The 20,078-nt window shown below is 46.7% G+C and carries 14 protein-coding genes; 5 read left to right on the top strand and 9 right to left on the bottom strand.

Going from position 1 to position 20,078, the window contains the following annotated elements; all coding sequences use genetic code 11:
- Window positions 1-28: 28 nt before the first annotated feature.
- Window positions 29-1,579, bottom strand: a complete 1,551-nt coding sequence (locus tag BEL04_RS01480; protein WP_065999411.1) for a SusD/RagB family nutrient-binding outer membrane lipoprotein — start codon at window positions 1,577-1,579, stop codon at window positions 29-31.
- Between the two features lie 13 nt (window positions 1,580-1,592).
- Window positions 1,593-4,733, bottom strand: a complete 3,141-nt coding sequence (locus BEL04_RS01485; protein ID WP_065999413.1) for a SusC/RagA family TonB-linked outer membrane protein — start codon at window positions 4,731-4,733, stop codon at window positions 1,593-1,595.
- 762 nt (window positions 4,734-5,495) lie between these two features.
- Here BEL04_RS01485 and BEL04_RS01490 point away from each other — a divergent pair.
- From BEL04_RS01490 to BEL04_RS01510, 5 genes are all read left to right on the top strand, one after another.
- A complete protein-coding gene (locus tag BEL04_RS01490; RefSeq protein WP_065999416.1) occupies window positions 5,496-6,386 on the top strand; it encodes an AraC family transcriptional regulator in 891 nt (296 codons plus the stop codon).
- Between the two features lie 279 nt (window positions 6,387-6,665).
- A complete protein-coding gene (locus BEL04_RS01495; protein ID WP_065999418.1) occupies window positions 6,666-7,505 on the top strand; it encodes a fumarylacetoacetate hydrolase family protein in 840 nt (279 codons plus the stop codon).
- Window positions 7,502-9,082, top strand: a complete 1,581-nt coding sequence (locus BEL04_RS01500) for an aldehyde dehydrogenase (NADP(+)) (protein WP_065999420.1) — start codon at window positions 7,502-7,504, stop codon at window positions 9,080-9,082. Before BEL04_RS01495 ends, BEL04_RS01500 begins: the two co-directional genes overlap by 4 nt.
- Window positions 9,083-9,109: 27 nt before the next feature.
- Window positions 9,110-10,822 carry an IlvD/Edd family dehydratase gene (locus BEL04_RS01505; RefSeq protein WP_065999422.1) on the top strand — a complete coding sequence of 571 codons (1,713 nt, stop codon included), beginning with the start codon at window positions 9,110-9,112 and terminating at the stop codon, window positions 10,820-10,822.
- A gap of 8 nt (window positions 10,823-10,830) precedes the next feature.
- Entirely contained in the window at window positions 10,831-12,150 is a 1,320-nt protein-coding gene (locus BEL04_RS01510; RefSeq protein WP_065999423.1) for a gluconate:H+ symporter, read from the top strand.
- A 39-nt stretch (window positions 12,151-12,189) separates the two neighbouring features.
- On the opposite strand, the gene fucP is transcribed toward BEL04_RS01510, so the two are convergent.
- The 7 genes from fucP to BEL04_RS01545 form a co-directional block, all read right to left on the bottom strand.
- Complete coding sequence (gene fucP / locus BEL04_RS01515) at window positions 12,190-13,500, bottom strand: L-fucose:H+ symporter permease (RefSeq protein ID WP_065999428.1); 1,311 nt, start codon at window positions 13,498-13,500, stop codon at window positions 12,190-12,192.
- Window positions 13,501-13,503: 3 nt separating this feature from the next.
- Entirely contained in the window at window positions 13,504-13,953 is a 450-nt protein-coding gene (locus BEL04_RS01520) for a MaoC/PaaZ C-terminal domain-containing protein (RefSeq protein WP_065999430.1), read from the bottom strand.
- Between the two features lie 289 nt (window positions 13,954-14,242).
- Window positions 14,243-15,316 (bottom strand): Gfo/Idh/MocA family protein, encoded by a 1,074-nt coding sequence (locus BEL04_RS01525; protein ID WP_065999431.1) that lies wholly within the window; start codon window positions 15,314-15,316, stop codon window positions 14,243-14,245.
- A 3-nt stretch (window positions 15,317-15,319) separates the two neighbouring features.
- The gene (locus BEL04_RS01530) at window positions 15,320-16,552 is read right to left on the bottom strand and encodes an extracellular solute-binding protein (protein ID WP_065999432.1); all 1,233 of its coding nucleotides are present in this window, start codon (window positions 16,550-16,552) and stop codon (window positions 15,320-15,322) included.
- Window positions 16,542-17,687: a CaiB/BaiF CoA-transferase family protein gene (locus BEL04_RS01535; protein WP_065999434.1), complete on the bottom strand. Its 1,146-nt coding sequence runs from the start codon at window positions 17,685-17,687 to the stop codon at window positions 16,542-16,544. The genes BEL04_RS01530 and BEL04_RS01535 overlap by 11 nt, the downstream gene beginning before the upstream one ends.
- Window positions 17,684-18,829, bottom strand: coding sequence for a CaiB/BaiF CoA-transferase family protein (locus BEL04_RS01540; protein ID WP_065999441.1), 1,146 nt, complete (start codon window positions 18,827-18,829; stop codon window positions 17,684-17,686). Before BEL04_RS01540 ends, BEL04_RS01535 begins: the two co-directional genes overlap by 4 nt.
- Window positions 18,830-19,990 carry an ABC transporter substrate-binding protein gene (locus tag BEL04_RS01545; protein ID WP_065999447.1) on the bottom strand — a complete coding sequence of 387 codons (1,161 nt, stop codon included), beginning with the start codon at window positions 19,988-19,990 and terminating at the stop codon, window positions 18,830-18,832.
- Between the last annotated feature and the right edge of the window lie 88 nt (window positions 19,991-20,078).

A 20,078-nucleotide genomic window follows, 5' to 3' on the forward strand; every position in this document is an offset into this window, starting at 1 on the left:
TTTATCAATATATAGACTAAACAAACAATTATTTGTCCCAAAAAACACGCGTATCCATATTATCTGCTCCGCCGATATCTGCAACGGCAGCCTGATAGTTCGTCAGGTTTGCTGAAAGTTCAAGGGTAGGGTAGACATATCTGCGGACAAACCCTCCGGTTATACTTTGACCGGCAATGGTGTTGGGTGATAAAGCAGGAAAACCACTTCTCCTGAAGTTGGCCCAGGCTTCGGCTCCGTTGCCCCACGATGCGATCCAATATTGAGTATTGATGAGATTTAATGCATTTGCCGGACTGTAGGCATTGACGGGATTATTAATAAAGGCGTTTTCTGTAGATAGGGGAATCGTGGCCGACGGGCTGTATGTGGCCCATTGATCCATCGCTGCCCGGATACCGTTCGCATAGTAAACGTCAGGTGTGCTTCCGCCGGGTATCCACCCCCTGAATGCTGCCTCGGCCAATAGTAACTGTGTTTGTGCGTAGGTTACAAAAAACTGCGGCGCTGTTAAGCTGCCCAAATAGGTGTAATTTATTTGCGAATAGTTATAGCCTGAGCCATTCGCTCCCCTAAAGCCGGGCGCCGTAGCTAAGGTGGCACTGCTGTAGCCTATCGGTAAACCGAACTGATCAGCCGACAACGTATCCGGCACACCGCTCGTTGCTGCGGCAGGATTGGGGTATTTCGCCGATATGTATTTCAATCGCGGGTCGCCAGAGTTTTTTAGCTGGTTCACAAAAGGCTCGGCCAAATAATACGTATTGGTTAGGGTAGACAGATTTTGACTTACCGGATTAACGTAAGTCACATTGTATTTCAAATAGCAGTTGTCGGCGTTCGAGGTCATCACCCCACCGGCAAATGCAGTTTGCACTATATTCTGCGCTTTGGTTGCGTCGTATTTTGAATACCGCATGCCCACACGTAGCAATAAGGAATATCCTAATTTTTTCCATTGTGCGACATTACCACCATAAAATACGTCCGCCGTAACGATGTCCTTCGCAGGATCAAGCCCGGCTGTCGCGTTCGTCAATTCGTTTACCAGATCGGCGTAGATAGCGACTTGATTGTCATATTTCGGTGTAAGGATGTTGCCCAGATAAGCCTGGCCTGCTTCGCTATACGGAACATCGCCATAAGTATCAACCAATACCATAAATTGATACGCTTTTAAGATCCTGGCCTCGTTATATAAGTTTGTCCTGGCAGCATTGCCCTTCAACTGGCTCAATATCTGCACCAACAATTGAACCGGCCCGGCTGAAGTTGTAGCTCCTGTATTGGTGCCCGTAAACTCGGCGTTCCATCTTTGGGCGGTGTAAGTTTGGTTGACCTGGTTAAAATTAAATGCTGAGGTAATACCCGTAAATGGATTGATGAATTGCTGTACAACCGTTGGCTCTGTTTCCATAATGGCTGCGTAGGTGCTAAATTCTGCATTGGTAAATAAAAACGAGGCGTCAAGTTGCGTTGGATTGTTCGGACTGATATTCAAGGTATCAAATCCTTTATTGCAGCTGCTTACCAATGTAATGCAGATTGCTGAAATTAAAATACTGGTTATATTTTTCATGTTTTATTGAGCATTAGAATTTTATATTCATGTTAAAACCATAGGTGCGTATGGTTGGTAATGATGCTTGCTCATATCCTGTCAGATTGTCGCCGCTTGAGGATATCGCTTCAGGGTCAATGTTTGGCGTGTACTTCTTAATGATCAGCACATTGTGGCATACTGCTGAAAGCACTAAACTTTTGACATACTTTTTATTGATAAACTTAGACAGGTCATAACCCAGGGACAGGCTTCGTAGCTTGATAAAGCTCGAACTGTAAACAAAAGGATCGAGTATATTGGTGGAACGGTAATTGGCGTAAAAATCCTCAGCGTTTACTGCGGTAGTATTTGGCTGCCCATTGGTTGTATTTACTCCAGGAAAAGTCACCCCGCCAACCCGGCCCGGTAATGATTCTTTTGATAACCCCTCTCTTAATAAGTTTAGGTTCGTACTGGATAATACTTTACCCCCGGCTTTATAATCAATATGCGCGGTAAACATAAAGCCTTTGTAATTCACCGTATTGATCCATCCGCCGGTTGAAGTAGGTAAGCCGCTGCCAAAATTAACGGGTAAGGTGCTTGCAATAGGTTTGCCGCCCGTGAGGAGTATGTTTCCTGAAGCGTCGCGTTTATAAGTTGCACCTTGAATTTGGTTAAGCGGTAACCCTACCACGTCGGCGATCGTTCCGAAAAATTCAGGGCTGCCCACAACAAGTTGTGATTGATTGTTGGCTAAGGATAAAACCTTTGACGAATTGAAGGCACTGTTAAATGCTGTCTTCCATGTTATTGTTTGGTTTCGAACAGGTATCAGCTCAAGGTTGAATTCGAGACCCTTATTGTCTAATCCGCCTAAGTTAACCAGCGTGCTGCTATATCCGGTAGAGGCGGAAAGGCTGATCGGGACAGCCTGATTAGTGGTTTTTTTGTCATAAGCGGCTACATCCAAATTGACGCGGTTATTGAACATGTGCAACTCCAACCCAATCTCTTTTTCATTTACACCAAAAGGTTTGATCCGCGGGTTTGGTGATGATGTGTTGTTAATGCTCCCCAATGGCAGGCCGTTGAACGTATTTTGAGACAATGCAAAAGTTAACGCATTATACGGAGCTACTCCCTGGGCGCTTCCCGTTTCGGCTATTGCAACCCTGACCTTTCCAAAATTAAGCCAGGTTACATTCGGCAGCAATTCCGAAAAAACAAAACTACCGCTGATGGAAGGGTAAAAATAATGATCAATATCCATAGCCAATACCGAATACCAATCTGTACGGCCCGTAACGTTTAAATAAAACAGACTTTTATAAGAAAGCTCGGCGGTACCATACAAAGAATTGACTGTCTGTTTAGATAAGTTATAACTGGAGGTTGTTGTTACCCCGTTCCCGATGGTGTATAAGCCGCGTATATAAAAATTGGTCACGCTTTCGCTAAAAGTTGAAGTACTTAAAGGAAAGTTATTACCACCGACAGTGGCGTTGAAGGCAAAATTCCTCCAGGTATGCCCACCGCCCAGCAGAAAATCGAAGTTGTTTTGGCGGTTGTTTACCGTGTTGATGGCATAACCGCCATTAAACAAGCCCGACGGAGCCGAACCGACAGACAAGGTCCCCGTTGGCGTATTTGACTCAAAAGTGGTTTGTAAAAGATCCATATTGGCACGGCCCTGCAGGTATAACCAGTCAAAGAACTGGTACCGAACTACGGCGGTCCCTAATAAATGATCTTTGGTTTGCCTTTGAAACTGGTTGGCTAAAATCCAATATGGGTTAGTAATGGTAGAGAAGCGCGAGGTAGGTGTTTCATTGCCGTTGGCATCTGTTGCGCCTGCTTTAAGTACGTTAAAATCTGTCGAGTTGGCAAGCCTGTATATCGATGTTGGGATCGATAAACCTTGTATCCCGATAACCGGTGGATTATTGTTAAACTCGTGGCTATAGTTCACATAAAACTGTGCCGATAGTTTGTCGGTAAGTTTATAGTTGATGCCTATATTAAATATCTTTTTGTGGAAATCGTTGTTTGGTACAATACCATCGGCATCCTGGTTAGCGAACGAAACCCGGAAACTGCCTTTATCATTTCCCCCCGAGATGGCAACGGTATTGCTCCATGAGGGTGCAACTCTGAAAAAAGTACTTACGCGGTTTTTAACAGGTGCATAAGGGCGTTGAACCCCGTCGAACTGGTAAGTTGGCACATTATCAAATGGTACGCCAAAACTCCAGGCACCAGAGCTTTGAGCAGTACCCTGCGACGATGGGCGGATATTATTCTCGCCCTGCCCGTATTCGTACTGAAAGTCCGTATAATCAAGTGCCTGGCTTTCGGTGAAATTTGAATTAAACTCGATGCCAACGCCTGTATTTTTAGCGCCGCTTTTAGTAGTTATAATAATTGCCCCGTTAACGGCCCGTGAGCCATATAACGCTGCTGCCGTAGATCCTTTTAAAACGGTCATCGTCTCAATATCATCCTGATTGATCCCCTGTAAATTGTCCCCCTGGTCGATCGATTGGGTATAACCATTAGTGCTGCTCGCGCCTTGCGACATCGGTAGCCCATCAATTACAATCAGTGGCGAATTGTCGGCCGTAAAAGATGATTGCCCACGTAACCGGATCTTTGTACTTCCGCCCGGGCCTGCCGCAGGAGGTGATACATCCAAACCGGCCACCTGTCCTTCAAGGGCATTGGCAAGGTTAGTTGTACGATTGGTTTGCATTGCCTGAACATCAGCTTTCTGGGCTGAGTAACCAAGGCTTTTTGCCTCTCTTTTAATACCGAGCGCGGTGACAATTACCTCGCTTAAAGCACTCGATGCCGGCGTCATTGAAGCATTTACAGTAGTTTGATTACCGACGGATATTTCCAGAGGTATATAACCAATAAAAGTAAATACCAGCACTGCGCCGTTGTTGGCAACACTCAATTTATAGTCTCCGGACGCATTGGTAACCGTTCTGTTTTGGGTGCCTTTTTCAGTGACGGTTACGCCGGGTAAACCGCTCCCTTTTTCGTCTGTTACCTTACCGGTAACCGTTTTTAAAACAAATATGGCTGTAGAAGCAGGTGCAGCTTTGGTAACTCCTGTATATTGCAAGAGCACGACTGCGGTTAAAACAGCACACGTAAATAATGATAGTAATGACTTTTTTTCCATAATTTAATTAGGTTAATAGATTAAAATTTGAAACAAAGATTCCCTTGCAGCTTGAAAAGCCGCCTGTAGTTTCGGGAAAGTAAGGGAGGAATGCGGCGCCAACCCAGGAACCGCCCTGCTGGATATTGAGTAAATTTATCTCATATGATTACAATTTAGTTGTGTTTATTTAATTGGTTTGATCAGGTATCACAGCCAATCAACAGGATTATTTAAAACTATTCGCTATCACGCACACTTAAACATGCAATCATCAGTTTAACTACCTTGTTGAAATAAAATCGGTACTAATAAATTAACAGTATTACCGGTTATGTAATTGGTTTGCAACTTTTATGTTACGAAACAAATAAAGACAACTTCTGTGAAAAGTAATTTCAGTATCAAAGCAAAAAATTGTAACATATTAACATGGTCAGCCAAAAGCAATCCCATGTACTGAAATGACGACAATGTGCCTCGTTAGTTGGTGCTTCTGATCACCCAATCATCTAATAGCTGTGTTGAAAAGTTAAACTATGGAGTTTAGTATCAAAGCAATTTTTTGTAATATATTAACATTGTTGTTTTTGATGCTTTTCCTGTGTTTTTATGTAACTATCTGTATGTCAAAAACTTATTTTATTTTAAAAACTGCTCGGGCTGTGTTTTTGGACTATAAAAGCACAAGAAAGACGAAAAAACAATGGCTCAAACAACCAGGCATTGCAAAGTATCGGGCAGAATGTATAAATTACAACTGTAATTAACCAATTATAATACATGAAGGCGACGTTAAAAAAAGCCACTCCAAATCCGGAGCAGTCCTTTAATATTCATAAAGATATCGGACATGCTATGTTAAGTGCCTGGCATTATCATCCGGAATGTGAACTCCTGGTACTTAAACGAACTTATGGCACCTGCCTGATCGGTGACCACGTAGGCCCCTTTAAAAACGGTGACGTATTTTTATTTGGCTCAAACCTGCCTCATACCTTCAGGGGCGAAAAAAAATACCTCGAGCGGGATGACGAAAAAATAGGCGAGACGATCGTTATCCTGTTTCAGAATAATATTTGGGGCGATGCTTTTTTAAATCTTCCTGAAATAAGCCCGATTGTAAAATTACTCAATACCAGCAAGCTGGGGTTACGATTAAAAGGGTCGACCAGACGAAAGGTGGCTAAAATAGCGGAAGAAATGCTCCTTGATTCTCCGGCAAGGAAACTGATCAATCTACTCTCTGCACTGGAACTGATAGCGGCCTCGAAAGAGTATGAGTTGATCTCGTCCAGCGGTTTTAACCCCGAAGTAAACCAGGTTGACCAAAGCCGGATCAATACGATATTTGAATATACCTTTAATAATTATCATCGTAAAGTTGTTTTGGAAGACGTAGCGGCTATCATCAATATGGGTAAGCATTCGTTTTGCAGGTACTTTAAATCAAAAACAAAAAAAACGTATATCCAGTTCTTAATGGAAGTGAGGATAGGGCATGCATGCCGGTTGTTGGTTGAAGAAGAGTTTAATATGGCCGAGATCGGGTACGCCTGCGGTTACAATAATATTTCTCATTTCTATCACCAGTTTAAAGCGCTCACCAAAAAAAATCCGCTTGATTATCGCCACAACTACCTCAGAACCGAAGCTATGAAGGTGGCTGATTAAGAAAATCAATATCGCTTGCTAATAATTTGCATCCCTATTGTTTTTTTGACACCGGCCCCTGGTTTGAGATAATTATTATCGGCTATCCGGTTTTATTGTTATTCGCGAAATCTCAAGCAAACGGGACATTTTACTATTGAAGCAAATTTTTGTAGTATATTAACAATATGTGGCAAACAAAGCCTTACAGGGCTTATTTGCTGATCTCTGGCACAGGCCGGAGTTCTCGAATAAATCAATAAACCCTATATTCACCCCGACTAAGTTTAACCTGATATCATGAGAATTTATAACACTACCCGGGGTATCATTATTAGCCACCATGACCAGTTTTTTTTGTCCGAAGAAAGGGACTGGAATGTTTTTGTCAACCGGAGTAATCTTTATAAAGCTGTTTGCAATGAGTTGCAACAGCTTGAGGCTAATGATCAATTAACGGAACTAATTACTTCAGCGTTGCTGGCACCTATCGCCGATCAGGAAGTGTGGGCATCCGGCGTAACTTATTTCCGCAGCCGGGAAGCCCGGATAGAAGAATCAAAAGATGCGAAAGGGGGCGACTTTTATACAAGGGTATACGATGCGGAGCGACCCGAACTTTTTTTTAAATCACCCGCCTATCGTACCGTGGGGCCGGGTAGCCAGGTCCGCATCCGCAAAGATTCGCGGTGGAATGTACCCGAACCTGAGTTGACCTTGTTCGTTTGCTCGGGGGGGACTATTGAAGGGTATACCATTGGCAATGATATGTCTTCGAGAGACATTGAAGGCGAAAATCCGCTCTACCTCCCGCAGGCAAAATCATATAATGGGGCAGCAGCCCTGGGTCCCTGCCTGTTGGTGCAGGAAAATCCGATCGATCCGGATGCGGCTATCAGTATGGAAATCGTCCGGGACTCGGCTGTTGTGTTCAGCGACCAGATCTCTATAAACCAGATGAAGCGCAAGCATACCGAACTTGTCAGTTACCTGTTCAGGGAGCTGGATTTTCCACACGGTACCTTTTTAATGACGGGCACCGGCATAATCCCGCATGATGATTTTACCCTGCATGCCGGCGACATCGTAAAAATAACCATTGCAGAGATCGGGACATTGATAAACACAGTTGCACAATGATGGTTGGAGAACAAATAAAACAAATAATAGGTTTTGAAGCATCGGACGATGGAAGTGAGTTAATGACCTCCCACAATCCGGCTAACGACGATAAGGTAGCTGAGTTTTTTATAGCCACGACAGCCGAGGTTGATAAGGCTGTCGAAAAAGCAGCGGCCGCTTTCCAACTGTACCGGAAAAAATCGGGGACCGAGAAAGCCGGCTTTTTAGAAGCAATAGCTGATGAAATTATGGCTATAGGAGAGGAATTGGTTACCGTTTGCTGCGCTGAATCCGGATTGCCCCAGGGGCGTATCGCAGGTGAACGGGGCCGCACCACAGGACAACTCAAATTATTTGCTGATTTATTAAAAGAAGGCTCGTGGCTGGACGCACGGATCGAAACTGCCAACCCTGACCGCGTACCGCTTCCAAAACCCGATATCCGTTCTATGCAAATACCCCTTGGTCCGGTAGTAGTTTTTGGGGCAAGTAATTTTCCACTGGCCTTTTCGGTGGCTGGCGGCGATACGGCGTCGGCATTGGCTGCGGGTTGCAGCGTTGTTGTAAAGGCTCATCCTGCCCATCCGGCAACCAGCTGGCTTATTGGCAAGGCTATTCAAAAAGCAGCCAGGTCAACCGGTATGCCTGACGGTGTTTTCTCCCTGTTATTCGGCGATGGGCCGGTTTTAGGCGCCCAGTTAGTTAAACACCCTGAAGTAAAAGCTGTGGGTTTTACAGGGTCATTCGGTGCAGGTAAAGCCATTTATGACCTTGCGGTGCGTAGGGATGTCCCTATCCCTGTTTATGCTGAGATGGGAAGTACCAATCCGGTGTTTATCCTTCCGCAGGCTTTGCAAAACCATGGTGATGCTATTGCTAAAGGGTTTTCGGGGTCGGTAACCCTGGGGGTAGGTCAATTTTGCACAAATCCGGGAATGCTTATTTATGAAACCTCCGAAGTATTTACGGCTAAGCTGGAAGGGGAATTTAAGCAAACACTCGGCGGCGTTATGCTGACTACTCATATCTATCAATCATACAACACCGGGATTGATAGACATGCAAATACTGCAGGCGTACTCGAGCTGGCAAAAGGGAATACCCCGGGTGGTTTGAATACGGCGATGCCCACACTATTTAAAATAAAAAGCGATGCCTTAAAAACGCACCCTGATTTGTCTGAAGAGGTGTTCGGTCCAACCAGCATGGTGGTAGAGGCTACCTCCAGGCGAGATATGCTGGAAATAGCCCGAAACCTTACCGGGCATTTAACAGCGACAGTACACGGAACCGATAGTGATCTGGCCGATTATAAAGACCTGCTGGATATTTTAGAACAGAAAGTGGGCAGGCTGCTGATTAATGGTTTCCCTACCGGGGTTGAAGTATGTAGTGCGATGGTGCATGGCGGGCCGTTCCCTGCTACAACCGACTCCCGAAGCACATCAGTTGGTACGGCAGCAATTAACCGGTTTACACGGCCGGTATGTTACCAGAACATGCCGCAGGACTTACTGCCGGATGAATTAAAGAACAACAATGTCTTAGGTATCTGGAGATTAGTAAACGGTAGCTTAAGTAAAGAAGAAATCTAAATTATAAACTAACAAATAACGGTAGATATGGGATCATATAGAAGTTCAGACTGGTTTGGGAAAAAAGATAAAATGGGTCTGATTTACCGGAGCTGGATGAAAAATCAGGGAATGCCGGAGGACATGTTCGATGGCAGGCCTGTGATCGGGATCTGTAACACATGGTCGGAGCTCACACCTTGCAACGCGCATCTGCGTGACATAGCCGAAAGCGTACGGCGCGGTGTGCTGGAAGCTGGCGGTTTCCCGCTTGAGTTTCCCATTATGTCATTAGGCGAAACGCTGCTAAAACCTACGGCTATGCTGTTTCGCAACCTGGCCAGCATGGATGCCGAAGAATCCATCAGAGGAAATCCTATCGACGGTGTGGTACTACTAACCGGATGCGATAAAACTACGCCTTCCACCTTAATGGGGGCGGCCAGTGTGGATTTGCCAACCATTGTTGTGCAGGGTGGGCCGATGCTGAACGGCAAATACCACGGTCATGACATCGGTTCGGGTACCAGTGTATGGAAGCTGACCGAAGAGTTGAAAAAAGGCAACATCAGTTACGAAGAATATACAGAGGTAGAAAGCTGCATGTCGCGCAGTGCAGGCCACTGTATGACCATGGGTACGGCTTCAACGATGGCCTGCATGGTCGAAGCGCTGGGTATGAGCCTAAGCGGTGGCGCGGCTATACCGGCCGTGGATGCCAGGAGGAAAAGACTTGCTCAACTATCCGGCAGAAGGATCGTAGAAATGGTGAAAGAAGATCTGCGCATCTCTAAAATACTAACCCGTGATGCATTTGAAAACGCCATTAAAATTAATGCCGCAGTTGGTGGCTCGTCTAACTTTGTTATTCATCTCACAGCTATTGCAGGTAGGATAGGCGTAGAATTGAATTTGGAAGATTATGATAAAATTGGCAGTAAGATGCCGCTGCTGGTAAACCTGATGCCTTCCGGGAAATTCCTGATGGAAGATTTTTATTATGCAGGTGGTGTACCCGCAGTTATTAATCAAATGCGATCTCAGCTTAAGATGGATACGCTTACGGTAAGCGGTAAATCACATCGGGAAAATATTGAGGGTTCTGGCGTGAATTATAACAAAGAGGTTATTTATGAATATGATTCCCCTTTAACACCAGAGGCGGGTATCGTTGTATTAAAAGGTAACCTGGCATTAAACGGTGCGGTGATTAAGCCCTCAGCAGCAACGCCGGAATTAATGCAACATAGCGGCCGTGCAGTTGTTTTTGAAAACATTGAGGATTATCATGCCCGGATAGATGACCCTGACCTGGATATCGATGAAACTTGTGTAATGGTTTTAAAAAGCGTGGGGCCCGTTGGTTATCCCGGCATGCCCGAGGTTGGTAATATGACGCTGCCAAAAAAATTACTGGATAAAGGGGTAATGGATATGGTCAGGATATCAGACGGCAGAATGAGCGGCACCGCTTATGGGACGGTTATCCTGCATGTATCGCCCGAGTCGGCTATCGGTGGAAATTTGGGGCTTGTTGAGAACGGGGATATCATCGAACTGGACGTTGCGGGCAAACGCATCCACCTGGCGGTTAGCGATGAAGAACTGGCCGACAGGAAAAGTAAATGGATACCACCACCGGTTACAGAACGCGGTTATGTCAATATGTATGTCAAGCACGTACAGCAGGCCGATAAGGGTGCCGATCTGGATTTCCTGGTAGGTGGATCAGGATCGACCGTAACCCGCGACTCGCATTAAACCAAGCCATGGCCATAATCATTCTGTTTGCCTGTATAATAACGTTGGTATTGCTGATAGCCTGGGCCAGGGTAAATACTTTCCTGGCGTTCTTAATCGTATCCGTAATGGCGGCCCTGTTATTGGGCATGCCCCTAAACCGTATCCCTCAGGCGGTTAACAAGGGGTTAGGTGATACGCTGGGCTCGTTGGTGATCATCATTGTGTTAGGGGCCATGCTGGGTAAACTGGTAGCCTTTAGTGGTGCGGCGCAAAAAATAGCTACGGTATTAAAAAATACTTTTGGATATAAATATGTAACCTGGGCCATGTCTTTAACAGGCTTTATTGTAGGCATCCCCCTGTTTTATAATGTAGGATTTGTCCTGCTGATACCTATTATCTTTTCAGTTGCTTACAGCTATAAGGTACCATTGGTATACGTTGGTTTACCGATGCTGGCATCGCTCTCGGTAATGCATGGCTTCGTACCGCCCCACCCATCGCCTATGGCATTGGTGTCGCAATTCCATGCCGACCTGGCCAAAACTTTTGCCTACGGCACTATAGTCGCTATCCCTGCTATAATTATTGCAGGGCCTGTTTTTGCAAGCACGTTAAAAAATATGCAATCCAGCCCGACAATTATTTTACAGGCTGATCAGCTAACCGATGAGGAATTGCCCGGCATAGGAAACAGCATCATTTCCTCTTTGCTCCCGGTGCTGATTATTGGTGGCGCTACTTTAACTGCCCGAATATTCGGCGATAATACGGGCATTAAAAATATCGCCGGCTTTATCAGTGAACCGGCTATCGCCATGATACTGACCATGTGCATCGCAACCTGTACCCTGGGTCTGTGGGCAGGCAAAACGCTCAGTACGGTTATGGGTATCTATGCCGAAGCGGTTAAGGATATCGCAATGATCCTGTTGATAATCGGAAGCGCCGGAATTCTGAAGCAAATATTTGTTGAAACGGGTGTAAGCACCCAGATGGCTTCCATATTGCAGCAGCTCAGCCTGCCTCCTTTGCTTTTAGCCTGGCTTATCACGGCTATACTTCGGCTTAGCCTGGGTTCGGCTACCATCGCTGGTTTAACCGCCGCAGGCATCGTTTATCCGCTGATGGGGCCTTATGGCCCCGATCCCAACCTGATGGTGTTGGCCGTAGGCGCCGGTAGCCTGTTCTGTTCGCATGTTAATGATACCTCTTTCTGGCTGTTTAAAGAGTATTTTGGCTTATCAATGAAACAAACTTTTTTATCCTGGTCCCTGATGGAAACGCTCGTTTCAGTTATCGGCCTGATCGGCGTACTGATACTGAGCGAAGTGCTTAGGCAATAGTGGTACAATTCTGCTTGTGAAAAGTAATTACCTTACCTTTCACCGTTTTATCACCTGTTTTTTGATCTTATACCCACTCGTCCCAAAATACACAATAAACAAAAAACACAGCAGCGGAACGATGTACCCTGCTTGAATGTTATCATGATTAAAGTCGATCACGGTACCCATCAGGTAGGGAAGAATAGCGCCGCCGACTATCGACATAATCAACCAGGAAGAGGCCGGCTTGGTATCATCGCCCAAACCATCAATACCCAGTGCAAATATCGTCGGGAACATAATCGACATAAAAAAGCCCATTGCGCCTAAGCAATAAACAACATATTCGCCTTTTCCCAGGATACATACCGTGCACAACAAAGCGGCCATTACGGCATAAACGGTTAGCAATTTGTGTGATTTAACAACACTTAATATGGCCGTCCCGATAAAACGCCCACCCATAAACAGCAAGCCATAATACAAACCAAGATAAACGGATGCCGACTTCTCATCTATACCTGCGCCTTGTTTGGCCATTCGGATAAAGAAGCTGGTCACGCAAACCTGGGCGCCCACATAAAAAAACTGTGCAAGCACGGCAAGTAACAAGTGCCGGTGTTTTAACGCGCCTAAAAAGCTTCCGCCAGATGATTCTTCCTTCGAAATATTTTTAATTTCGGGCAACTTGCTTAGTATAAAGCAGATGGCTACAACAGCCAGTGTAGCGGCCAGTATACCGTAAGGTAATTTTACTGATGAAGCTTCATGCAATAAATATGCAGATTTATCTGCAGCGGGCATAGCGTCGAGTTGAGTCCTGGTATACTCTTTGCCCGAAAGAATCAACATGCCGCCCACATACGGTGCAACTGTAGCTGCGGCTCCGTTAAAAGCCGCCGCCAGGTTAATGCGTGTTGTTGCGCCTGCCGGGTTGCCAAGTATGGCCGAGTAGGGGTTGGCGGCAGTTTCTAAGATAGCGATGCCGCAGCCGATAACAAATAATGAGCCTAAAAAGCCGAGGTAAGCCAACGCGTTTGCGGCCGGGATAAACAGGGCGGCACCGATTGTGGCCAGCAACAGGCCTACTATAATGCTTTTTTTATAACCGATCTTTTTGAGCAGTATGCCTGCGGGTATCGCCATTACAAAATAAGCCAGGAATATGGCCGTATCCACCAGCGTCGATTGCCGGTTATTGAGCTGGCAGGCTTTTTTTAGGTGGGGTATCAAAATCCCGTCAAGGTTGTGCACCATGCCCCATAAAAAGAACAGCGAGCAGATGAGGATGAATGGTACTAAAAGCGTTTTGCCTTTAAGCGAGCTTTCGGGTATCGGTTGCTCGGTAGCGCCGGTGTTTATTTGCATGGCTTAGGAGTTTTGTTTTCTTTTAACCATCAGCAGGTGATCGCAGGCCTGAACCACTTCGCCGTGCTGATTGATAATCTCTACGTGCTCGGTCACAATGCCGAACTCTGGCTTTTTAGCATCACTCTTGGCCGAAATGGTGATCTCCGAGTGTATCGTATCGCCAATAAATACCGGTTTGATAAAGCGCAGTGTATCATATCCCCGCGAAAAAGCTTCAGGGTTGATCTCCGACGCAGTTAACCCGATACCGATACTGAACACCATGGTGCCATGCGCTATCCGCTGTTTAAAAGGCTGGGTTTTGCACCATTCGGCATCCATGTGATGCGGGAAAAAGTCGCCTGTATGGCCGGCATGAACAACAAAATCAGTTTCGGTAATGGTGCGGCCAAGCGTTACGCGTTTGTCGCCTATGGTATAATCTTCGAAGAACATGGATTTGAAGTACATATGTTGGTTTATTGGTGATCAGGTGAGCAGTTGTGTTGGCAGATTGTTTAACTATGGTATTAGCAGGTGTTTACTAAGTTGTTAAGTTATTTATTATTTACTGTCTTGACTCTTGTCTCTTAAATCTACTTATCAGAGCGTTGCCTGTGGCCCGGGCTATCCGCTCATACTGCGCGGGCATTAGCCACCGGGCTGGTATCCCTGCCTGCCGGCAGGCAGGCGCTGCTATCCCTAACGCGGGTTTTCGTTTAAATTCGAAATTGAACATTCGAAATAAAGCACTTCAAAATCAAACAAACCTCTCCGCCACGTTCACACCACCATTATCGTTCGAAGCATAGGCGCTTTCCACCACGGCCATGGTCTTGATTACATCTTCAACACTGGTCGGCAAAATATCTGTTTCACCGTTTTTGTAGCGCATCAGGCTGCCCATCGTGCCCATAAATGCGTCCGGGAACCAGGAACCTTCCAGCACGATCTCTTTCCATTCGGGAGCTTTGCCTTCTTCAACAATACAGTATTCAAACTTGTCGGGTACGCCATGCGGGTAATCCATCAGCAAGCCCATGCGAGCTTTGATAGCCCCTTTAGTGCCTTCCCACTTAATAAAACTTTCCTGGTTATGCGGGCCGAATGAGTGATCATGATTGGTGTTGATCACCGCGTGCATGGTATCACCATAATCGAACAAAATCGTCGAGCGCGATGATGACAGTCTTTTGGCCGGGTGTTTCAGTGTTTTGGCCATTACCGTATGCGGGTCGCCTAAAAACGAGCGCATCAGGTCGATGTAGTGGATACTGTGGTACTGTATCTCCAGTCGCGGGTGCACCATCACAAAAGGGAACAGTTCCCAGGGTGTTTCCAGCGTTACCCGCACCTCCATATCATACAGTTCGCCAATCATTCCTTGTTCTATCATATACCGTGCGGCAGCAACATAGGGCGCGAACCGCAGCTGGCAATTAATGGCGGCGGCTAACTTTTTTCGGCGGCAAACTTCCAGTATCTCTTTGCTCTGCCAAAAGTAATCGCCCATGGGCTTTTGTATTAATACGCCAGCGCCGTCGGGCAATTTTTCAAGAGTAGCCACAAATTGCTCCGGCATAATGGTAATGTCGTAAACGGCATCGGCAGGAGCATTAGCTACGGCCTCGTCGACACTGTCGTACACACATGGGATGCTCCATTCGGCAGCCAGTTTCTCGGCACGTGCACGGGTACGGTTGGTAATACCCATCACAGTAAAACCCGCTTTTTTGTAAGCAGGCAGGTGCGCATCGTGTACAATGCCGCCAGCGCCGATGATGATGATCGGCAAAGGTTTTTGCGGTAATACGGGTTTATAAGTTATCTCCATAGTTCATGGTGTTAACGCGGTTATTTGCTGCTGCCCTTCGGCAAGCAACTGGTTAACCGGTGTATTGGTGTTGATGGCTTTGATTACTACGCCGTCGATTACCCGTGCAATCTGCGCCCAGTTAGCCAATTGTGGCAACGAGCGTGCTGATTGGTGCAGTTGCTCCAATTTATGATAATAAGGGATGGTTTGATTGATCTCTTGATCTTGCCATGTCGAAATACGGCAACCAATGCCACCTTCTAAAGTTAATAATTTATCGTTTTGCTGATTGACGGCAAATCTCAAAAAATCATATGCTACATCTTTATGCTTACTGCCCGATCCAACAGTATACAACCAATACACATTGAGCGATGCTGAGGCATGGCCCGGAGCGGCGGGGATATTCGTAATATCGACCTTGCCCTTTACTACCGATTCGCCGATCACTTCGCACATCGAAGCAAAGCCAAACCAGTTTACCATCATGGCGGCTTCACCGCGGGCAAAAGCCATGCCGGTAGCTACCGATTCGTATTGCATGGTACCAGGATGAACAACGTTACTATCGAGCAGGGTATCCCTGTAAAACTGCAAGCCCAGGGCTGCCGCTTCGGTGTTAATGTTGACATTCCCCTGTGCATCGGTCAGATTTCCGCCGCGCGTCCACAATTGCAGGCAGAAATCAAATACAGTGTTATGGCCGTCGGGCAAACCGGCGAAGACCGTTCCATATAAGTTCTGCTCAGGACGATGAAAGAATCGGGCCACCTGTATAAAATCATCCCAGGTTTTAGGTACGGTTAAAGGTTTGCCGAATTGTTGCTGAAAGGCTTTTTGTTCGGCTTCATCTTCGAACAAGTCTTTACGATAGATCAAACATTCCGGCCCATCGTGAAAGGGCAATCCGGCTAATGCATCACCAAACTGCTGCATACCCAGTAACGAGTTGCTCCATCCCTGCGGGTAACCATCGGGCGGATTTTGCGCAGCATAAGGTTGCAAGTTTTGCAACGATCCGCCTTCCCAGGCCTCCAATAACCAATCGGTAACCACATGTGCGATATCCCAGTCGCCGTTTTTCAAACCATTGTTTTCTAAAATAGCGGTGTGCAGGTCATCCAGGTCCATCGGTACCATTTCGGCTTCTAATGTGCAGCCGGTTTCGGCGCGGTAACTATCCCACAGCTTTTGCAGGGTGCTTTCAAAAGGTCCGAATTTGCGTACCGCTATCCTGATTTGTTCAGTTGCCATTGCCGATGAGTTGTTTGGTGATCGTATCATTATCTTCACCTAATTTGGGCGAACCTTTGGCCGATGTAAAATGTTCACCATCGATCGTGATGGGGCTCCGTGTAGTGCGGTAACGGTAACCATCGCTCATTTCAACTTCCTGTATCATATCCAGCACTTTAAAACCGTCTTCCTGCATCAGTTTATCCCATGAGAGAACTTCCGCACACCAGATATCTGCGGTAAGCAGAATATCCAGCCAGTGTTTGGTTGTGTTGGTGAGCAAATGTGCAGCCAGGATGGTTTTGATCTCATCGCGCAAAGCAAAAGCCTGAGCAACTTCGGTGTAGGCCAGTAGTTCGTCACACCCTAATAAATTGCCTAATTGCGGTATCGAGCCCATCGCCAAGGCCAGGTAACCATCGGTGGTTTGATAAATGCCGTAGGGTGCGCCCAGGTAAGCATGGGCATTATTCTTTTCCGAACGCTCGGGCAACTTGCCGTCATAAAAATAGGTAGTAATGGCTTCGAACTGGAAATCGATAGCCGATTCGAGCATACTTACCTGCACCAGGGCGCCTTCGCCGTTGATGGTTCGGCGTACCAGGCAAGCCAAAATACCCTGCGCCAGATGATTACCAGCAAGCATATCCACAATCGATAAGCCCATTGGTACTGGTCCGCCGGCGTTGCCGCTTAACCAGGTTAAACCGGTGAGGGATTGAAGCAATAAATCCTGTCCGGGCTTATCGCGCCACGGTCCGGTATCGCCATAGCCTGATATCTCGCCATAAATTACATTAGGATTGATTTTTTTTACCGATGCATAATCGAAGCCCAAACGCTCCATCACACCCGGGCGGAAGTTATGCATTACCACATCGGCTTTCTTTACAAGCTCCCAAAGCTGTTTTTTGTCGTCCTCAACCTTCAGATCGGCAGCAAAACTTTCCTTGTTGCGGTTGATGGCATGAAAAACTGATGATTCGCCGTTCATGATGACGTTCGAAGTATATAAATGCCGGCAGATATCTCCGGTGCCGGGTTTTTCTATCTTGATAACGCGTGCGCCCATATCGGCCAGTTTAAGAGCTGCCGACGGGCCCGACAAAAACTGGCTGAAATCAATGACCAGGTAATCTTCCAATGGTTTCATGCCAGTTCAAATTGTTGGTTGATCAAATCGGTATCTGCGCCGGGCCTTGGGGCAGCTTTATCCGAATAGAGCCTCTCGCCATTAATGCGGATAGGGCAGCGGGTAGTGCTCAGTAAGCTGCCATCGGGTAAAGTAACTTCCTGTTTCATACCCTGGGCCAGGTAACCCTCGTGCTGCAATGCCTGCTCGTAAGTAAGGACCTCTGCGCACCAGATTCCTTTAGTTTCCAGTTTGGCGAGCCAGTGCCCTGTGGTTTGGGCAGACAATTGTTGCGCGATGGTGCGCATAATTTCGTCGCGATGATCGAACCAGGAACTTTTATCTGCATAAGCCCGCAGATCGACACCTAAAGCATCACCAATCTGGTGCAGATCGCCCATGGCTAACGACAGATAACCGTCGCTGGTTTTATAGATACCATACGGAGCGCTCAGATAGGGGTGACCGTTGCCTTTAACCTGGCTGCGTTGGGGTAGTTTGCCGCCATCGTTTAGGTGCGTGGTAATTACTTCGAACTGCAGGTCGAGTACGGATTCGAGCAAACTCACTTCTACCAAAACGCTGTTGTTGGTTTTAGCGCGTTTAAGCAGCGCCGCCAGCAAACCTTGTACAAAATGCGCACCGCAGATCATATCGGCAGTAGCTAAACCGAAAGATACGGGGCCTGAATTATGCGTATCTGATAAATAGGCCAGCCCGGAAAGCGACTGAATTAGTAGATCCTGGCCCGGGCGTAACGCCCAGGGGCCTTTGCTGCCGTAGCCGGTAACCACGCCGTAAACTATGCGTGGGTTAATGGTACGGACAGATTCATAGCCCAGACCTATCTTCTCCATCACACCCGGCCTGAAATTATGGGTAATGATATCTGCTTTTGCGATGAGCTTTTTGATATGTTCCAGGTCGGCCGGGTTTTTCAGATCAGCGGCGTACGACTCCTTATTGCGGTTGATGGTATGAAAAACCAAACTGCTGCCATCAACAAAAATATTGCGGATGGCGATTTGCCGGCCGGCTTCGCCTTTTACCGGCCGTTCTATTTTAATCACACGCGCGCCCAGGTCGGCCAGGCGTAAACCAGCCGTAGGCGCCGCCATAAACTGCGCAAACTCCAATACCAAAAGGCCCTCCAGTGGTTTCATTTATGCCTGCACTTTGGTTTTCGATTCAATATACAGTTTATTCAGGCGATTTAAAACTCCGGTTTCAGAGCCACCCTGCATCAGGTAATCGCGCACAATATCGCCCGCATGATCCTGGAAAAACATGTGTCCAAAATATCTCGGACGAAGGTACGCCCGTTGCAAAGCAGGCAGGGTATGGGCAAAGTAGTTATGCGTTTTTAGGTTGCAGTCTTCATCAGTCCATGCTGATAAATGCCCTGGTTGACCGCCATTATCGGCATACAAACCACGCTGGCATAGTGGCGAAGCTACGTATTGCGCATACTGCATCGCGATATCGATATGTTTGCAATTAGCCGAAACGGCCAAACCCGTGCCACCCAGCGAACTGCGCAGATTGGTTTTGCCGTTGAGCGTCACCATATCGTGAAATAGCAACAGCTTGCGTGCATATCCTTTGCGCGAGTAGTTGGAATAACCGTAGGCAAACGGGCAATAAGCAATATCGTCGCTTAAAGTCATCGCCTCATAAGTTTGTATAGGGTTGCGATTAAAACAAGCCGGATCGATGTATAGGGACAGCTCACGATATAGCTGCAAAGCCTTGATGCCGGTCTCTTCGCTAATTACGATGTTATCGTCCTGGCAAGGGTCTTCGCCAAGCGAGCAGCAGAACGTATAAAAGGTCATCAGCGAATCGATCGGGATAGCGGGAAACGCGACCAGGCCTTTCTTTGCCATCGACAATAATTCGGCATAGGTTTTGGGCAGTGACAGGCCATGTTTCTCGAGCAGGTCGGGGCGGGAAGAGGCTACAGGGGTAGCTGCGTCGATAGCCAATGCCCACTGGCGACCGTCGTAATGATAACTTTCGTACGAATGGCCAACGGTATTGCGCTTCTGATCTTTCAGGAACTCGGCAGGCAGATATTGATCGAATGCCAAAATGCTGTTTGTTTTGGCAGTGAAACCGGCCCAGGGATGATCGATCACCAGCAGATCATAGCATTCGGCCAATTGTTGTATGGATAGGTCGGCAAATTGTTGCAGCGAGCGTTTCTCCCAGGTAATGTTAACATTGGGGTTCAATTCGGAAAAGCGTTGTGCGGTAGCTGCCATCGGCGTAAAGCCGCGGCTGTGGTTCCAGGTAATTCCTTTTAAATTGATGTTTTCAGACATGAAATAGTATCAGATTACATCCCGGCAAGAGCTAAAAAAGATATTGCAGGATGTCGGCCGGTTATTTGAAATTTTTAGATTTATTGCA

Source organism: Mucilaginibacter sp. PPCGB 2223, assembly GCF_001705515.1.
Lineage (GTDB): Bacteria > Bacteroidota > Bacteroidia > Sphingobacteriales > Sphingobacteriaceae > Mucilaginibacter.